The 16,535-nt window shown below is 68.6% G+C and carries 16 protein-coding genes; 6 read left to right on the forward strand and 10 right to left on the reverse strand.

Annotation, left to right across the window (positions count from 1 at the left end; genetic code table 11):
• Positions 1 to 43 precede the first annotated feature (43 nt).
• Both JNX00_RS04225 and fliE read left to right on the forward strand, forming a co-directional pair.
• Positions 44 to 754, forward strand: coding sequence for a hypothetical protein (locus tag JNX00_RS04225; RefSeq protein WP_204744183.1), 711 nt, complete (start codon positions 44 to 46; stop codon positions 752 to 754).
• Positions 755 to 872: 118 nt separating this feature from the next.
• Entirely contained in the window at positions 873 to 1,187 is a 315-nt protein-coding gene (gene fliE / locus JNX00_RS04230) for a flagellar hook-basal body complex protein FliE (protein WP_070401151.1), read from the forward strand.
• A 55-nt stretch (positions 1,188 to 1,242) separates the two neighbouring features.
• Here the strand turns inward: fliE and JNX00_RS04235 are convergent, their stop codons facing one another.
• Positions 1,243 to 1,776 (reverse strand): hypothetical protein, encoded by a 534-nt coding sequence (locus JNX00_RS04235; RefSeq protein ID WP_204744184.1) that lies wholly within the window; start codon positions 1,774 to 1,776, stop codon positions 1,243 to 1,245.
• 10 nt (positions 1,777 to 1,786) lie between these two features.
• The gene (locus JNX00_RS04240) at positions 1,787 to 2,725 is read right to left on the reverse strand and encodes a hypothetical protein (RefSeq protein ID WP_204744186.1); all 939 of its coding nucleotides are present in this window, start codon (positions 2,723 to 2,725) and stop codon (positions 1,787 to 1,789) included.
• A gap of 374 nt (positions 2,726 to 3,099) precedes the next feature.
• On the opposite strand from JNX00_RS04240, the gene JNX00_RS04245 reads away from it, so the two are divergent.
• The 3 genes from JNX00_RS04245 (at position 3,100) to JNX00_RS04255 (ending at position 6,998) form a co-directional block, all read left to right on the forward strand.
• On the forward strand, positions 3,100 to 4,026 hold the full coding sequence (locus JNX00_RS04245) for a hypothetical protein (protein ID WP_204744187.1): 927 nt from the start codon (positions 3,100 to 3,102) through the stop codon (positions 4,024 to 4,026).
• Positions 4,027 to 4,118: 92 nt separating this feature from the next.
• The gene (locus tag JNX00_RS04250) at positions 4,119 to 5,663 is read left to right on the forward strand and encodes a hypothetical protein (RefSeq protein ID WP_204744189.1); all 1,545 of its coding nucleotides are present in this window, start codon (positions 4,119 to 4,121) and stop codon (positions 5,661 to 5,663) included.
• 147 nt (positions 5,664 to 5,810) lie between these two features.
• Complete coding sequence (locus JNX00_RS04255) at positions 5,811 to 6,998, forward strand: hypothetical protein (RefSeq protein WP_204744191.1); 1,188 nt, start codon at positions 5,811 to 5,813, stop codon at positions 6,996 to 6,998.
• Between the two features lie 57 nt (positions 6,999 to 7,055).
• On the opposite strand, the gene JNX00_RS04260 is transcribed toward JNX00_RS04255, so the two are convergent.
• The 8 genes from JNX00_RS04260 to JNX00_RS04295 all read right to left on the reverse strand — a co-directional run bounded on the left by JNX00_RS04260 (position 7,056) and on the right by JNX00_RS04295 (position 15,816).
• On the reverse strand, positions 7,056 to 7,361 hold the full coding sequence (locus tag JNX00_RS04260) for a flagellar protein FliT (protein ID WP_070400978.1): 306 nt from the start codon (positions 7,359 to 7,361) through the stop codon (positions 7,056 to 7,058).
• Between the two features lies 1 nt (position 7,362).
• Positions 7,363 to 7,770 (reverse strand): flagellar export chaperone FliS, encoded by a 408-nt coding sequence (gene fliS, locus JNX00_RS04265; RefSeq protein WP_070400979.1) that lies wholly within the window; start codon positions 7,768 to 7,770, stop codon positions 7,363 to 7,365.
• A 202-nt stretch (positions 7,771 to 7,972) separates the two neighbouring features.
• Positions 7,973 to 9,154: a flagellin gene (locus JNX00_RS04270; protein ID WP_070400980.1), complete on the reverse strand. Its 1,182-nt coding sequence runs from the start codon at positions 9,152 to 9,154 to the stop codon at positions 7,973 to 7,975.
• Positions 9,155 to 9,186: 32 nt separating this feature from the next.
• Positions 9,187 to 10,359, reverse strand: coding sequence for a flagellin (locus JNX00_RS04275; RefSeq protein WP_070400981.1), 1,173 nt, complete (start codon positions 10,357 to 10,359; stop codon positions 9,187 to 9,189).
• 262 nt (positions 10,360 to 10,621) lie between these two features.
• Positions 10,622 to 11,776 carry a flagellin gene (locus tag JNX00_RS04280; protein ID WP_116958463.1) on the reverse strand — a complete coding sequence of 385 codons (1,155 nt, stop codon included), beginning with the start codon at positions 11,774 to 11,776 and terminating at the stop codon, positions 10,622 to 10,624.
• A 27-nt stretch (positions 11,777 to 11,803) separates the two neighbouring features.
• Positions 11,804 to 12,991: a flagellin gene (locus JNX00_RS04285; protein ID WP_204744193.1), complete on the reverse strand. Its 1,188-nt coding sequence runs from the start codon at positions 12,989 to 12,991 to the stop codon at positions 11,804 to 11,806.
• 183 nt (positions 12,992 to 13,174) lie between these two features.
• Complete coding sequence (gene fliD / locus JNX00_RS04290; RefSeq protein ID WP_070400983.1) at positions 13,175 to 14,590, reverse strand: flagellar filament capping protein FliD; 1,416 nt, start codon at positions 14,588 to 14,590, stop codon at positions 13,175 to 13,177.
• 26 nt (positions 14,591 to 14,616) lie between these two features.
• The gene (locus tag JNX00_RS04295) at positions 14,617 to 15,816 is read right to left on the reverse strand and encodes a flagellin (RefSeq protein ID WP_204744195.1); all 1,200 of its coding nucleotides are present in this window, start codon (positions 15,814 to 15,816) and stop codon (positions 14,617 to 14,619) included.
• Positions 15,817 to 16,192: 376 nt separating this feature from the next.
• On the opposite strand from JNX00_RS04295, the gene flhD reads away from it, so the two are divergent.
• The gene (gene flhD / locus JNX00_RS04300) at positions 16,193 to 16,534 is read left to right on the forward strand and encodes a flagellar transcriptional regulator FlhD (protein WP_070400985.1); all 342 of its coding nucleotides are present in this window, start codon (positions 16,193 to 16,195) and stop codon (positions 16,532 to 16,534) included.
• Position 16,535 lies beyond the last annotated feature (1 nt).

Here is a 16,535-nt window from a genome sequence, read left to right on the forward strand (position 1 = left end):
GTCCGGGTATAAGCCTCGCACCGCAACTACCGACTTGAAGCCCATGCACCGCATCGTCCTGGCGCTCACTTTCCTGCTGTTCGCCGCCGGCGCCCGTGCCGCCGATGGCGACCCGTTGCCGGCCCGCAGCGTTCTGCTCATTCCGGCAGGCGATCCCGTGGAGTACACGGTCACGGTCCGGACGGCGGCCACCATGCTGTTTCCCCTCGCCTCGCTGGGCGCGCTGTCGGACGGGCGCCAGAAGTCAAAAGACCTCACGGCCCTCATGCGGGCCCATGCGCCGGGCCACGGCCTGTTCTTCGCCGAGCGGGTGGCGCACCGGCTGCGGGCCGCCGGCTATGAGGTCCGGGTGTTGGAGTCGATCGCCCGCCGGCCGGACGACCCCGACAACGTCGACATCGAAAACCTCGCTTTCGACGAAGACATCGGATTGCAGCTGGGGTTCGACGCCATCGGCTTTCATTCGGGCATGGGCACGCAGGCCTACGTGCCCAAGCTCAACGTCGACGTCCACTCCTTCCCGCGGGGGGCCCAGTGGTACCCCTACAGCACGACGCTGTTCTTCGGCGTGGACGCCTGGCCGAATGAGGATTGGGCCATCGTGGCACCCGCCGAGGCCAGCTTTCCGTCCTTCGATGCATTGATCTCTGGCCCGGCCGCCGTGGACGCCGTCTACCGCCAGGCGCTCGACCAACTGGCCGAACGCGTGGCCGTGCAGTTCCAGGCGCAGTCGCCGCTCAAGGCCGCGCCCTGAGCGGGGTCGCCCGGTCAGGGCCCGAAAAGGCCGGCTTATTGGGGCTTTATTTCCGGACCCGGTTGCCGAGGGGGGCCTAGCATCCAGGCCTGTCGATCGCTTCCCGAAGGAGTCCCCCATGGACATGCGCCTGTCCCCCCTGACCAGCCAGACGCTGGGCAACGTGGCCGCGTTCAAGCGCCCGGCCGCGGGCGCCGCGGGTGGCGCGGGCGCGGCCTTCGCCGACAACCTCAAGGCGGCCCTGCACCAGGTGAGCAAGGCCCAGAACGAGGCCAGCCGCCTGCAGACCGAGGTGCAACTGGGCAACCCCAAGGTCAGCCTGGAGGAAACCATGATCGCCATGCAGAAGGCGCAGATCGGCTTCCAGAGCGCGCTGCACGTGCGCAACCGCATGGTGCAGGCCTACACCGACGTGATGAACATGTCGGTTTGAGGCCACCAGACCCGCGGGGCGGGCATCCCGCCGGCCCGCGGGCCAAGGGCTTGGCCTAACCGGTGGCGCGCAGGGCCTCAGCCTTGTCCTGGGCCAGCCGCTGCAGTTCCGCCAAGGCCGGACGCTGGCGGCACGCCTCGACCGCCGCATCGAACACCGCGATGGCATCGTCCGCCCGGCCCATGGCGGCCAGGCATTCGCCCGAGCGAAAGGCGGCCAGCGCCGCATAGCGGTTCCCGTCCTGCAGACCGGCCAGGCCGAACATCGGCAGCGCAGCGGCCGGCCGGGCCGTGCGCTGCAGGCAGGTGCCGGCCAGGAAGGCGAATGCCGCCCGCCCGGGGTGTTGCATGACCAGGACCAGGGCGGGCCGCAGCGCCTGATCGAACGCGCCCTCGTCGCACAGGCGGGTGGCGGTGGTCAGCAGCCGCGCGGCCTCGGCGGGCCCGTGCGCCGGCAAGACCGGCCGTGCCTGTCCCGCCGTGGCCGCGCGCACCCAGTCGCCGATTCGCTCGCCGGCCTGGGCCAGGCGGGCGGCGCATTGTTCGACCAGCGCGGCCACCTCGGGGTCGGGATGGGGGTGATGCTGCATGGCGGACTGTTCAGCCCTGCAGCGATGCCAGCGCCTGGACAACCAGGAAAAGCATCAGCAGCTTCATGGCCGCCACCGGGTCCAGGGCCTGGGCCACGGAAACGCACACCTGCTTCAGGAGATGGCCATCGCTCGCGTCGCGGTAGATGCCCTGCGAGAAGCGGTCCTTGATCAACGGCACCCACTCATCCATGTTGTTCAAGGTGGCGTTGACCAGATAGGGGCATTGCTCGTGAACCGCCTGCAGCAGGGCATTGGCCTCGGTGGCGTTCATGCGCAGGTAACTGCAGGGCGAGGAGGGGTCATGGGTGCCTGTCAGGTAGATGGCCAAAACCACCGCGCCCGTGACAAAGAGCGTGGCCGCCGGGAGAGCTGTCCCCATGACGCAGCACGTCGCCAGGCATGTGGGGTCGGTCATGGTGTCCGGCGCATAGATCCTGGCCCAGCGGTAGACCTCGATCCGCTGGGACTGGCTCAGTGAGGTGTCGCCCAGGATGCCGGGCATATCGGGGCCGCCGTTCGGCAGCGCATGCCTGGCCGGGTCGAAACGCCAGGGGGGAGCCAGCGGTGCCCCCTGGGCGAAATCCCGGGCGCAGTTGAGCAACTGGGCGGTCTCTTCCCCCGAGAGCCCGCCGTTGTTGATGGCGCTGTAGTTGGGGCGCAGGCCCTCTGCATCCAGCGTGAGGTGCCGGGACGGCTTGAACAGCCGTCTGATTTCCCCGCTGGGCTCGGCGGCCGACATGGGTGAGGGGCCGGCGGTGAGGTCCTCGGGTTCGAGGTTGTGCTTGTCGTTCTCGTTCGACAGGCAGAAGTTCCAGCCGGCCGAGGCGCAGCCAGGGGACAGCGAGCGGCTGGCGGACGACGGCGGTGCTTGGCGCGAAGCGCCTCTTGACCTGCCCTCCGGGCTGCTTGAACGTGAGGAAGAAGAGGACGACGTGGCGGATTGCATGGTGGCGTGGTGGGTCTCAGGGGGGGCTGCGTCGCGCCAGGCCTGTCCAGCGCCACAGAATGGCCTAGGGAACAGCGCCCCCTGCTTTGTTCCCGAACGCGGGGATGGCCCGCGCACAGGGGAGTGGGTGCGCGCCCCATGAAGCGCTCTGCCAGGGGGCTGGCGCGGGCGGCCTAGGCCACTGGGGAGGGCCGATGGTTCGAACCGGCTTCACAGAAGCGTCACCAAAGCCCATGCGCCGCGAAGCGGCCCCTCTGGGCCGTCTAGGGCTTGGCACCCATGCATCCGATGGACCCTCACCATGCACCGTACATCTGATCGCCCCCATCGGGGCGACGCTGACGCGTGTCCCGCTGCCGTACCGGAATGCGGTGGTGGTCACGCACGACACCGACCTGAGCGCGGCCGCCCGAGCACTTGTCAGAAGGGCCGTTCAATCGGGTGAGGCGCTGCGGGCCAAAACCGTGCGCGTGCCGGGCAGCCAAGCGCGGCTGGTCGTGCTGTATGTGACGCAGCGCAAGCCCTATTCGCCGCAGCGCCTGTTGGCGCGCCTGGGTTGGTGGCAGGCGAGCGTCCGGCGCAAGGAAGAAATGGCGAACAGGGTGGTGAGCGGTCTGTTCGGCCGGCAGTTCCCGGTGCCACCGCCCTTCGATGTCGGCGTGCTGGTCGACCGCCATCCCAGCGTGCGCCCGTCCGATCTGGCGGCCATCGTGGGCATGGGCGAGGTGCTCAAGCAATTGGCCGGGGCTCGGATCGATTGGCCGACCTTCGTGGCCATCGCCGGGGGCGCCGACGCGGCCAAGGCGCTGGTGTCCCAGTTGGCCACGCAGGTGCGCCTGGGTGATCCCGAGGGTTCCGCCCGATCGGCGATCCTCAAGACCCTGTCGTACCTCGCGCAGAGGGAGGGGCGCTGGCCGGAACCGGTGGTCGAGGCGCTGCGGGGCGATCCCGGGGTGTTGGCGCGGCTGCAGGCCCACGCCAGAACACTCCCCCCCGCGCTGGCCGTGAGCGCCAATGCCCAGCTCCTGGTCCATCACTTGAAAGGCCTGAGCCCGCCCTTGCATGAGCGCTACGGTCCGGCGCGCCTCGGTGCGCTGAAGGCGATCCAGAACCTCTGCGATGCGCAGGCACTGCCGCCGTCTGAGAGGCGTGCGGCTGTCCGCCAAGCGCTGGTGGGCGGGAGCCTGGCGGCCTTGGGGCCGGAACATGGGGCGCTGGCGAACGCCCTGCGGTTCGCGGCGGCGGTCGACCCCAGCACCGGTGCCTGCGCGCTCGACCCGGTGTTTCAGCCGCTCCTGTAGGGGCCGCCGCCCCCACCTGGCCGCTGGGCCTGTGTCCGTCCGTGGCCCCTTCCGCCGAAGGGTCCGTTTGCCTCTGCGCTTTGAGTCGCGCCATGCCCATCCTCGTGCCGTTCTTCCCTTGCTTTGTCAGGCCCCACCGGTCCGAAGGCCACCAAGGCCTGCCCGTGATCAGCCAGGTGCTGGCCCAGAAGCCGACGGCTGCCACGACCCAGCCGCGGGTGTTGGTGTGCAGAAAAAGGAAGAACGGCGTCGACCTTTCGGTCAAATCCTCCTCGCGCACTGGTTGGATCGGGCGCCTGCTCCATGGGCGGGAGCAGGCGCGCCTGCAGAGGCGGCTGGGCTGGGAGATCGCCTGGTGCGAGAAGCACCTCGGGCATTGGCCGGAGGTGGGCGCGGCGCTGGAACTGCTGCAATCGGAGCGCGCCGCGAGCCCGGATCGGTGCCTCAACACGGTGCAACTGCGGGCCGCTTTGCAGGTGCTCAAGGCTGCCCAGGGGCGGTTCCTCGACATCAGCGGCAGCGTCAAGGCGATGCGGGCCCACAGGGACGCCATGAAGGCCATGGCGCCTTCGGAACTGCGCGCCAGCGTCCGGCAACAGGATGGCCATTCGGCAGCGCGCACCGCCGATCGCGACGAAGCGTGCGCATGCAACTGCGCCTGGGCGCAGGCGGTACCGGACGGTGCGTCTGGCGGCGCAGGACGGGCGCGCACCGCCGCCCTGCGCCGCTTCATCGATCAACGCAGCCAGGCGCGGGGGCAGACGCCGCTGCAGTTCTTGCGGCATGTCCTCCTGCTGGGCACGGCCTCCTTCAACCTGCGGCCCCGGGTGTTCGAGGCCTTGCTGACGTACTTCGTCGAACGGGGGGTGCAGGGCGACATGGCGCTCGCTGTCGACCCCCAGCGGGGGGACAGCCTGGACCAGCTGCTGGAGTGGCTCGCGCCGGTGGTGCCCCAGGGCCAGCCTCTGGCGCCGGCCATGACCCAGGACGCCGAAGGCGGACTGGCGCCCATGAGCGCCCGCGCCTTCGCCTCGGCGCTGAGCGCCACCCTGCATGGGCCGCTGGCCGAGTTGTCCGGCGAGCCGGTCGACGATGGACTGCCGGAGGAGGCGCAATGGCGCCGGTGCATCGAAGGCGTTTTGTGCTGCCAGGTCGATGGCGTGTATCTCGACACACCTCAGTTCCGCGGTGCCCTGGCCCGGCTGGTGCGAGTCAAGAACGAACGGGTCGCTGTCCAGGCGAGGGAACAGCCCTTGATGCGCCTGGCCCGCCGGCTGGAAGCGGCGTACCTTGGCCACCGCGAGCGCGTGCTTGCTCTGGACGGGCTCGACATCTGGCGGGAGTGGGGGGATGGCGATCAGCGGCGGGCGTACGCGGCCATCGCGGCGCGGCTGGACAAGGCCTTCACACCGAAGGACGCCCCCGAGGGCCCCCTTGATGTGGAAGCCGATGAAGTCGAGGCGTTTGTCGCCGCCTACACCACCGACAACGACCCCTCGCCGGCCCCGCACCAGATCCTGCACCTGTGGTTGACCGAGACCCTGGTGCCCCGGTACCTGAGCCCTCCGGTGTTCCAGGCCCTGGCGCGGTATTGCATGCGCGCGCAACTGCAGGAGGCGGCGCAAGCGCCGCTCTGAGCCTTTTCTCCGGGGCGCGCACGAGGCCAGGGTTGAGATGGCCTAGTTCCATCTCATGAACGCTTTGGTGTGTGGCTGTTACCCACAGGCCGCATCGGTTTTGCCCGATGCCGCTTCTGTACCACCGCCACTGCCCGAGGAGTTCGCATGCGCCGCGTCAGCCCCAAAGCACCGCCGATCCCGAAGCCCGTTTCGCCGGCCAGGCCAGTCCCGGCGTTCTCGCCGATCCGGCGGGGTGAACGCTTCGATGTCGAAGGGTTTGCAAAGACCTTGTATGAGAAGTCACCCAGGCCGACCGGGAAAGAGTGGCGTGTGCATGCGGACGAAGGCGATCCCGATCGGGTGATGCCCACCCGCAAACCGGTGGGTCGGTGGCATGGGCGCGTCGAGCCCTGCAGCTTTCGCGAGCTGATGGCGCCGACGATCGCGGAACTGCGGTCGGCGCCGGCCGACGGTCTCCCGGACGACCTGACCCAGGCATGCGACCATTTTTCGAAGAAGCGGGTGGTGGACAGCACGGCGTCGCGCCGACACCTCGAGAGCCTGGCCCGCGCGCAGCGGATGCTGGCGGCGAAAGCGGTTCTGGATGAGGCCATCGCCGCACGAAACGGTGCCGAAGACGACCTGGCGCTCGCGGAGGCGGATGTCGAATTCCATCGCGCGGGCGCGCAGCGGGCATTCGACGAACACTTGCGCGGGATACGGCGGCGCCGAGCGGCGGGCCTCGGCGAAGCGAATGCCCCACAGGAGAAGGACGCGATCGAGTTCAACCGGCGCGCGCTCGTGCCAGTCCCCGTGGCCTCCCCGTTCAAGCCAGGTCGCGCCGCGCCTGGCCAGGCTTCGCCGGGCAAGACCCCGGACCACACTCCGGGCAAGACCTCGGGTGGGAAGGCATGGCCCCTGGTCCAGCTGAGAGCCGTTCTTGACGGATGGACACCCCGTCCGTCGAAGGCAGCAAAGACCGAAGCCCCGGGGGCGCCTGGGCCCATGGCCCTCCGCGCGCCCAAGAAGAAAGCCATGCCAGCGGCGGCGGTGGCGCTGGACAGGGAAGCCCTGTCGCTGACGCTCCAGGCCTTGGCCCAGGAGGCCGGGGTGTCACCGGACGATTTCGTCGAGCGCCTGCTGCTGGAGAGGCCGGTGTTCATCGCGCATCTGCACCCCCTGGTGTTCGACGAGCTGTTGCGCCTGCACGCCCAGACGCTGCGGGAGGAAATGGACGACATGCACCGGGAAAACCTGGAGGTGGTGCAAGCGCTGGCGGACCGGCTCCAGCATCGGCTGGCGGCCTATCGCGAAGCGAAACGGGCCTACGAGCGCCTGCGGCGCCCGGGCTGATGCCCTCAAAGAGAAACGGCCCTTGGGGGCCGTTTCCATGGGGAGGCGGCACCGCGCTCAGTGCGTGGGCGCCGCGCTGTTGCGGTCGATGATCTGCGCCAGGTCGTTCAGCCAGGGCTCGGCCAGGCAGCGGATCTCGGCGTCGGTGCGCAGGATGCGTTGCATGATGCGCGCCTTCTCCTTGCGCTCCTCGGGCGCGAGCTCGGTGTCGCGCGACTTGGCGCGCAGCTGGGCGATGAGCACCGCGCAGGCGCCTTCGAGCCGGACCACGCGGTCCCAGTCCTCGGCCTGGGCGGCGGCCAGCATCTGGTCGCTGGTGCGCTCGATGGCCATGTAGTAGTCGATCAAACCGTGCTGGCCCATGTCAGGCTCCCTGCAGCGCCTGGGCGCGGATGTCTTGCCAGGCCTGGGCCACGGGCTCGATGAGGCCCGCCACTTCGGCCAGGGCCTTGGCGTCGTTGCGCAGATTCGCCTCGGTGAGGCGGCGCACGCTGTAGGCGTACAGCGCACCCAGGTTGCGCGCCATCTCGCCACCGGCCGGGTCCAGGCCGGCCTTCAGGCCTTCCTCGACGATGCGCACCGCCTTGCCGATCTGCTCGCCCTTGGCGACCAGGTCGCCGCGCTCCATGGCGCCGCGCGCGGCCGCCACGGCCTGCAGCAGGCCGTCGAACAGCATGCCCACCAGCCGGTGCGAGTCGGCCGCCTGGACGCCGGTTTCCACGGCGACGCGTTTGTAGACGGAGGCGGAACGGGTGTTGACGGAGGTGAACATGGTGGGGGCTCCTGGCTGGCTATGTTCTTTGTATCGGCCGTCGCGCGCCGGACTGTAGGTATTTGGTGGGCGATCAGAGGTGGGTTTCATGGCCGTTTCCCGGGATACCTGAGAGGGGTGTTGTCCGCTTCAAACGACAACGGCGGCGGCCTTTGCGGGCCGCCGCCGTGGCGGGCGTGGGGCGGCCCGGGGGCCTGGCCGCTCAGCGCAGCAGCGAGAGCACGCTCTGGCCGTTCTGGTTGGCCTGGGCGACCATGGCGGTGCCGGCCTGCTGAAGGATCTGGGCGCGCGAGAGGTTGGAGGTTTCCTTGGCGAAGTCGGCGTCGACGATGCGACCGCGCGCGGCGGAGATGTTCTCGCCGGTGATGTTGATGTTGGCCACGGCGTTCTCGAAGCGGCTCTGCAGGGCGCCGAGGTCGGCGCGCGAGCTGTTGATGGCGTCGATGGCCGAGTCGATCACCTTGATGGCCAGTTGGGACTCACCGAAGCTCGTGATGCTCACGTCGTCCATGGCGGCGTTGGCCACGGCGGCGGTGTCGGTCACGGTGCCGGTGGTGGCGGCGCCGAAGCCGGTGAAATCGCCGGCCGCGGTCAGGGCGCGCTCGGCCCAGACGCGGTAGCCCGTGACGGCGCCGTTGGCGTCGAGCGTGGTGAAGGCGAACACGCCGGTGTCGGAGGACTTGGCGTTGATCGCGTCCACGATCTGCTGCGAGCGCTGGGCGCCGGTGGTGGCCTCGCCGATGGGGCCGAGGTCGACGGCGGTGCCCGAGGCGTCGTCCACCTTCAGGGTGCCAGCGGCCATGGAGGCCAGCACGGCGGGCGCCACGGGGTCGGCCGCGTTGTTGATCTGCGCGGTCATGTGCACCGGCGTTTCACCCAGGGTGTCGGACTTGGCGGAGACGATGGACTCGATGGCGATGCCCTCGCCGGCGTTGGCGCCGACCTGGAAGGTGGCGTTGGCGAAGGAGCCGTCGAGCAGCTTGGTGCCGTTGAAGCTGGTGGTCTTGGCCACGCGGTCGATCTCCTGGCGCAGCTGGGTCACCTCGGACTGCAGGGCCTTGCGGTCGTCGCTGTTGTTGGAGGCGTTGGCCGACTGCACGGCCAGCTCGCGCATGCGCTGCAGCATGTCGCCGACCTTGCCCAGGGCGCCTTCGGCGGTCTGGGCCAGGGAGATGCCGTCGTTGGCGTTGCGGGCGGCGACGTTGAGGCCACGCACCTGGGAGTTCATGCGCTCGGAGATGGCCAGGCCGGCGGCGTCGTCCTTGGCGGAGTTGACGCGCAGGCCCGAGGACAGGCGCTGCATGGAGGTGGCCAGGGAGTTGGCCGAGCTGCTCAGGTTGCGCTGAGCGGTCATCGACATGACGTTGGTGTTGATGGTGGTCATGGGGGGCTCCTGTTGGGCGGTTCAGGCGGGGTTCAGCGCAGCAGCGAGAGCACGCTCTGGCCGTTCTGGTTGGCCTGGGCGACCATGGCGGTGCCGGCCTGTTGCAGGATCTGGGCGCGCGAGAGGTTGGAAGTTTCCTTGGCGAAGTCGGCGTCGACGATGCGACCGCGCGCGGCGGAGATGTTCTCGCCGGTGATGTTGATGTTGGCCACGGCGTTCTCGAAGCGGCTCTGCAGGGCGCCGAGGTCGGCGCGCGAGCTGTTGATGGCGTCGATGGCCTTGTCGATCACCTTCAGGGCGATCTGGGAATCGCCGAAGCTCTCGATGCTCACGTCGCTCAGGTTGCGCAGCGTGGCGGGGGGCGCGGTGTCGCCAGGCGCACCGGTGGCGGCGGCCGTGAAGGCGGCGCCGAAGGTGGTGGCGGCGGTCAGGTCGCGGTCCGAGAAGATCTCGTAGCCGCCAGCGGCCAGCTCGCGGGCGAACACGCCGGTGTCGGAGGACTTGGCGTTGATCGCGGCCACGACCTGCGTGGTGCGCTCGGCGGCGGTGGTCGAGGCGGCGATGCCACCCAGGTCGACGTCGTTGCCGGCGGCGTCCTTGATGGTCCAGCCCGTGGTACCGGCCGGGATGGCGGCGTTGGCGGCGGTGCTCGGCGCGGCCACGGTGGCGACGAAGAACTCGGTGTTGTCCAGTTCGCCCAGCGAGTCGGACTTGGCCGAGACGATGGAGTCGATGGAAATGGCCTCGCCGGCGTTGGCGCCGACCTGGAAGGTGGCGTTGGCGAAGGAGCCGTCGAGCAGCTTGGTGCCGTTGAAGGCGGTGGTCTTGGCCACGCGGTCGATCTCCTGGCGCAGCTGGGTCACTTCGGACTGCAGGGCCTTGCGGTCGTCGCTGTTGTTGGAGGCGTTGGCCGACTGCACGGCCAGCTCGCGCATGCGCTGCAGCATGTCGCCGACCTTGCCCAGGGCGCCTTCGGCGGTCTGGGCAAGGGAGATGCCGTCGTTGGCGTTGCGGGCGGCGACGTTGAGGCCACGCACCTGGGAGTTCATGCGCTCGGAGATGGCCAGGCCAGCGGCGTCGTCCTTGGCGGAGTTGACGCGCAGGCCCGAGGACAGGCGCTGCATGGAGGTGGCCAGGGAGTTGGCCGAGCTGCTCAGGTTGCGCTGAGCGGTCATCGACATGACGTTGGTGTTGATGGTGGTCATCGCTGTTTCCTTTGAAAGGTGGAACCGTCTGAACGATCCGGCGCGTGTCCATGTCGAGGGCCCAGTGCCGGTCACGAACCTTTTCGGGATCCGTTGGCGTCTATTTCGGTGCGCCTCACGGCTTCTTTAGGGGCTTCCATCGGTCGGGTGCCCGGTGGTCAAGCCGGAAATGGGCGGTGTTTGTTCCCCAAAAGAAAAAGCGGCGGTGGCCCGGAGGCCACCGCCGCAAAACGACGGATGTGTCGTTCGAGAAACCGGTCGCTCAGCGCAGCAGCGAGAGCACGCTCTGGCCGTTCTGGTTGGCCTGGGCGACCATGGCGGTGCCGGCCTGTTGCAGGATCTGGGCGCGCGAGAGGTTGGAGGTTTCCTTGGCGAAGTCGGCGTCGACGATGCGACCGCGCGCGGCGGAGATGTTCTCGCCGGTGATGTTGATGTTGGCCACGGCGTTCTCGAAGCGGCTCTGCAGGGCGCCGAGGTCGGCGCGCGAGCTGTTGATGGCGTCGATGGCCGAGTCGATCACCTTGAGCGCGCGCTGCGATTCGCCGAACGAGGTGATGGAGATGTCGTCGAGCTGCGAGGCCACGGCGGCGCCCGCGGCGGCCGGCGAGGCGCCGGTGGTGGCGGCGGTGAAGCCGGTGAAGTCGGCGGTGGCGATGGCGTCGTCCGAGAAGGTGGTCCAGCCGGTGATGGCGCCCGCGGCGTCGGTCACCACGCGGGCGAACACGCCGGTGTCGGACGACTTGGCGTTGATCGCGTCCACCACCTGCGTGGTGCGCTCCGACGCGTCCGCGGCGGCGGCGATGGGGCCCAGGTCGACGCCCTTGACGGTGAGCGTGCCGGCGTCGAGCGCGGCGTTGGCGCCGGCCGTGGTGGTCAGGGTGCCGGCGGCGGTGATCAGTTCGGTGTCGCCCAGGGTGTTGGACTTGGCGGAGACGATGGACTCGATGGCGATGCCCTCGCCGGCGTTGGCGCCGACCTGGAAGGTGGCGTTGGCGAAGGAGCCGTCGAGCAGCTTGGTGCCGTTGAAGGCGGTGGTCTTGGCCACGCGGTCGATCTCCTGGCGCAGCTGGGTCACTTCGGACTGCAGGGCCTTGCGGTCGTCGCTGTTGTTGGAGGCGTTGGCCGACTGCACGGCCAGCTCGCGCATGCGCTGCAGCATGTCGCCGACCTTGCCCAGGGCGCCTTCGGCGGTCTGGGCCAGGGAGATGCCGTCGTTGGCGTTGCGGGCGGCGACGTTGAGGCCGCGCACCTGGGAGTTCATGCGCTCGGAGATGGCCAGGCCGGCGGCGTCGTCCTTGGCGGAGTTGACGCGCAGGCCCGAGGACAGGCGCTGCATGGAGGTGGCCAGGGAGTTGGCCGAGCTGCTCAGGTTGCGCTGAGCGGTCATCGACATGACGTTGGTGTTGATGGTGGTCATGGTGGTGTCCTTGGAATGTGGGAGCGATCAGCGCAGCAGCGAGAGCACGCTCTGCGGCGCCTGGTTGGCCTGGGCGACCATGGCGGTGCCGGCCTGTTGCAGGATCTGGGCGCGCGAGAGGTTGGAGGTTTCCTTGGCGAAGTCGGCGTCGACGATGCGACCGCGCGCGGCGGAGATGTTCTCGCTCGTGATGTTGATGTTGGCCACGGCGTTCTCGAAGCGGCTCTGCAGGGCGCCGAGGTCGGCGCGCGAGCTGTTGATCGAGTCGATCGAGGTGTCGATCACCTTCATCGCCAGCTGGGCGGCGCCGAAGCTGTTGATGTCGATGTCCTCGAGCGCGAAGTCGGCGTCGGCGTAGGTGGCGCCACCGACGTCGCCGGTGGGGTCGGCCGCGAAGGAGCCGCCGAACTCGCTGCCGTCGAGCGTGCGCGAGGACGAGAACACCGAGTAGCCGGTCACGGCGCCCGTGGCGTCGTATTCGATCTTGGCGAAGATGTCCGTGTCCGACGACTTGGCGTTGATCGCGTCGACGATCTGCGAGGTGCGCTGCTCATTGGTGGTGGCGGCGCCGATGGGGCCGAGGTCGACGGCGGTGCCCGAGGCGTCCGTGATGGTCAGGTCGCCGGCGGCCAGGGCCACGCCGTCGGTGGCGTTGTCGGTTTCCACGTCCACCGCGATCACGTCGGACGAGCTCACCGTGGTCGTGCCCAGGGTGTTGGACTTGGCCGAGACGATGGACTCGATGGCGATGCCCTCACCAGCGTTGGCGCCGACCTGGAAGGTGGCGTTGGCGAAGGAGCCGTCGAGCAGCTTGGTGCCGTTGAAGGCGGTGGTCTTGGCCACGCGGTCGATTTCCTGGCGCAGCTGGGTCACCTCGGACTGCAGGGCCTTGCGGTCGTCGCTGTTGTTGGAGGCGTTGGCCGACTGCACGGCCAGCTCGCGCATGCGCTGCAGCATGTCGCCGACCTTGCCCAGGGCGCCTTCGGCGGTCTGGGCCAGGGAGATGCCGTCGTTGGCGTTGCGGGCGGCGACGTTGAGGCCACGCACCTGGGAGTTCATGCGCTCGGAGATGGCCAGGCCGGCGGCGTCGTCCTTGGCGGAGTTGACGCGCAGGCCCGAGGACAGGCGCTTCATGGAGGTGGCCAGGGAGTTGGCCGAGCTGCTCAGGTTGCGCTGAGCGGTCATCGACATGACGTTGGTGTTGATGGTGGTCACGGCGGACTCCTGTGAAATGGTTGTGGAAGGCAACCGGCGCCTGAGCCGGATCACGAACCGCGATCCGTGGTCCGTTGCAGGGTGTTTCGGCCAGGCGCTCGATTACTTGAGCCACGCGCCGCCTAAAGCAAAACGGGCGGTGGATACCCACCGCCCGTCATGCCTTGTCAGCCGCGCTTCGGCTCAGCCGCTGTTCTTGTTCCACATCGAGATCTGCTGAGTGATGTAGGCGTTGAGCGAATTCAGCCGCGCCACATTGGCGTCCATGGCGTTGTAGTAGGCGAGGTAGCGGGTCTCGGCGCGCGCGGCGCGGTCCACCACCTTGTCCATTTCCTGGTTGGTGCGCTTGATGCTCGCGTTGAGCGAATCGGTGCGGTTGCTGATGGTGCCGCCCGAGGCCACCAGGCCATCGGCGAAGGCATCGAGCTTGAGGCCGAAGCCGCGTTGCGTGGGGTCGTCGCTGGTGGCGCCGAAGAGCTTGCCCAGTTCGGCCGGCTTGTTCAGCGCGGCGTCGAGTTTGGTGCTGTTGATGCTCATCTTGCCGTCGGACTTGATCTCGATGCCGATGTCCAGCAACTGCGTGAACTCGCCACCCGGCGTGCTGGAGCGCATCATGCCGCGGATGGCGTTGCGCAGGCCCGTGGCGGTGCTGTCGCCTTGCAGCGAGCCGGCGACCTTGGTTTCCGGGTCGTACTTGGTGGTCGTGGCCAGCAGGTCCATGACGGCGTTGTACGCGTCCACGAAGCCCTGCACGGTCTTCTTCATCGCGTCCTTGTCGTTGCTCACGGTCACGTTCACCGGCGTGGTGGTGAGCTGCTTGAGCTCGAAGCTGAGGCCGTCGATGGTGCCGTCGACGGTGTTGCTGGCCGATTCGATGGCCACGCCGTTGATGGTGGCCTGCGCGTTCAGCCCGGCCTGCGTGAGGGTGCTGGGCGAGCCCGCGCCCAGGTAGGCCAGGCGGCCCAGGTCCTTGCCGTCGGCCGCGTCGGCGTCGGCAGCCTCCACCTGGAAGCCCATCTCGGCGCCGGTGGACTTGGAGCGCAGCAGCAGGCGTTCGCCATTGGCGTCCTTGAGCACGGTGGCGGTGATGCCGGCGTCGGATTCGTTGATCTGCTGGGCGATGTCTTTGAGCGTGTCCTTGCCTTCCTCGACCGTGATCGAGACCGGCTCTGCCTCGCCGTTGGCCACGAAGCTGCCGCTGCCCCAGTTGCCCAGGGTGATGGTGAGCGTGCCCGCGCCCATGCCGCTGCCGGCTGGCACCACGGCGCTGGACGTGTTCTGTGCCGTCGCCAGGCGCTGCACTTCCAGGGAGAAGCCGGTGGGTGGCGTGCCCGCCTTTACCGTCACGCCCACCACATCGGGCAGCGAGGAGCTGGCCTTGACGGCCTTGAACGCGTTCGCTTCGGCCAGCTTCGCGCCCGCGTCGCCCAGCGTGGTGACGAGCGAGTTGATGGTGCCGTAGATCGACAGCTTGCTCTGCGCCTTGCTGACCTGCGTCTGCAGCCCGGTGAGCGGCGCGCGTTCCAGCGCCACGAGCTGCGCGACCATTTCCTTGATGGGCAGGCCGGAGGCCATGCCGGGAGAAGTGATGGTCGCCATGGGGTTCCTTCGGGGTCAGTGGTTGGTCAGCGGCCCAGCAGCGACAGCACGTTCTGCGGGATCTGGTTGGCCTGCGCCACCATGGCGGTGCCGGCCTGTTGCAGGATCTGGGCGCGCGAGAGGTTGGAGGTCTCTTTGGCGAAGTCGGCGTCGACGATGCGACCGCGCGCGGCGGAGAGGTTTTCGCCGGTGATGTTGATGTTGGCCACGGCGCTTTCGAAGCGGCTCTGCAGGGCGCCGAGGTCGGCGCGCGAGCTGTTGATGGCGTCGATGGCGTTGTCGATCACCTTCATCGCGAGCTGGCTGTCGCCGAAGTTCTCGATGTTGATGTCCTCGAGCGTGAGGGGCGTGGCGGTGGGCGTGGTGGCGCCCACGGTGCCGACGTCGGCGGCCGCGCCGGCCAGGCTTTCCAGGGCGCCGCCGGCGGTGGCGGTCAGCGCGCGATCGGAGAAGATCTCATAGCCGGTCACGGCGCCGGTGGCGTCGAGCACCGGGCGCGCGAACACGCCCGTGTCGGAGGACTTGGCGTTGATCGCGTCGATCACCTGGCCGGTGCGCTGCGCACCGGTGGTGGCCTCGCCGATGGGGCCCAGGGCCACGGCATTGCCGTCGGCGTCCAGGATCTCCAGCGTGCCGGCGGGCACGGCGGCCAGCACGGCGGGCGCCACGGGGTCGGTGAGGTTGTTGACCGCGGCCGTGATGTTCGAATCGGTCGCGCCGATGTCCTTGACCCGCGCGCTCACGATGGACTCGATGGAGATGCCCTCGCCGGCGTTGGCGCCGACCTGGAAGGTGACGTTGGCGAAGGTGCCGTCGAGCAGCTTGGTGCCGTTGAAGGCGGTGGTCTTGGCCACGCGCTCGACTTCCTGGCGCAGCTGGGTCACCTCGGCCTGCAGGGCCTTGCGGTCATCGGCGTTGTTGGACGCGTTGGCCGATTGCACGGCCAGTTCGCGCATGCGCTGCAGCATGTCGCCCACCTTGCCCAGGGCGCCTTCGGCCACCTGCGCGAGGGAGATGCCGTCGTTGGCGTTGCGGGCGGCGACGTTGAGGCCGCGCACCTGCGTGTTCATGCGCTCGGAGATGGCCAGCCCGGCGGCGTCGTCCTTGGCGGAGTTGACGCGCAGGCCCGAGGACAGGCGTTGCATGGAGGTCGCGAGCGACCCCGCCGACGTCGCCAGGTTGCGCTGGGCGGTCATCGACATCATGTTGGTGTTGATGGTGGTCATAACTCACTCCTGTGATGGACTGTGAAAGTTGGCCCGGCAGATTCCGGGTCTCACCGCCACTGATCGCCGCCCTGGCTGGCCCGGCGACGAACTCCATCGGGAAGCTCGCTCCGTCAATTTCGGTGATGACCGGGAATTCTTTAGATTTGCCCGATGGCGAACGGTCGGATAAGCGCCGCCGAACATCGCCAATTCCGGGCTTTTAGAACCAAGGTTGTAGGCATTGCGCCGACACCGGGTGCCGGAAATCCCGACAGCACGCACAGACGTTTCCCGATTCAAGTTTGTTCACCGATCGACACAATTCCTCACATCGGGTCCAGCCAAGCACAGGCGAAGACCTCCCACCGACGACCGATACGTGAAGGAGCGAGTGATGGACAGCGAACAACTTCTGGCCGAGATCCGCGAAGCCAACCTGACCTACCTGATGCTGGCGCAGAACCTGATCCGCAAGGACCGCGCCGAGGCCCTGTTCCGCCTGGGCATGACGGAAGAGGCCGCCGACCTGCTGGCCATGCTCTCCACCGCCCAGCTGCTCAAGATCGCCTCCAGCAACATGCTGCTGTGCCGCTTCCGCGTCGACGACGACCTGGTGTGGAACCTGCTGACCAGCCACAACGTGAAGAAGGTGGACAACAGCACCACCACGCAGCTGCACGCCAGCATCCTCATGGCCGGCAAGTACGCCGAGTCCATGGCCACCACCGCTCACTGAC

Origin of the sequence: Hydrogenophaga sp. YM1 (assembly GCF_016903055.1) — a bacterium.
Taxonomy (GTDB): domain Bacteria; phylum Pseudomonadota; class Gammaproteobacteria; order Burkholderiales; family Burkholderiaceae_C; genus Hydrogenophaga; species Hydrogenophaga borbori.